Origin of the sequence: Paenibacillus cisolokensis (assembly GCF_050481165.1) — a bacterium.
GTDB lineage: Bacteria > Bacillota > Bacilli > Paenibacillales > Paenibacillaceae > Paenibacillus_AH > Paenibacillus_AH cisolokensis.
In genome coordinates this window covers 1-616 of sequence record NZ_JBCNFP010000220.1, presented here as the reverse complement: position 1 = coordinate 616, position 616 = coordinate 1, and the positions used below count along the sequence as shown (strand labels likewise).

The 616-nt window shown below is 50.5% G+C and carries 1 pseudogene; it reads left to right on the top strand.

What is annotated here, in order from left to right:
* Window positions 1–42 precede the first annotated feature (42 nt).
* Window positions 43–489 (top strand): annotated as a pseudogene (locus tag ABEV74_RS23210) (ATP-binding protein); the annotation flags it as partial.
* Window positions 490–616 lie beyond the last annotated feature (127 nt).

Sequence of the window (616 nt, the reverse complement as noted above, 5' to 3'; positions counted from 1 at the left end):
AAATTCTTTCGATAATTCCCGTTATGGCAATTTTTCCATAACGGGAAGACCCATCTGGCCGTGGCGATCGCGCTCGAAGCCATCAAGCAGCGGTACACGGTCTATTTTACGACCGCTCACGATCTGGTGGAGACACTCCAGCAAGCTCATCAGAACAACACGATCCGGCAGAAGATCAAAATGTTCACCAAGCCGAATTTGCTCATCATTGACGAAATTGGGTATCGAAGGATGGAGGACACGGCCGCCCACTTCTTCTTCCAGATCGTATCCGAACGATACGAGACCGGATCGATCATCTTGACGTCGAACAAAACGTATGGCGCATGGGGCGAGATCTTTGGCGATTCGGTCTTGGCGACGGCGATTCTGGATCGACTGTTGCACCATTCGACCACGATCAATATCAAGGGCGAAAGCTATCGCATCAAGGAAAAAAAGAAAGCCGGGTTCTTCCGTCCGGAAGGAGCCGAGGACAAACAAGAGTAGGTGGAAAAATTCGGCGCGAACCCGTCCCCTGATGGGGCGCATGAAATCGACCCAACTGGGGAATTTTCAGCCGATTATTTTGAGGATTTTTCAATCGGTCTTGACACTTGTACAGGAGCGTGATTCC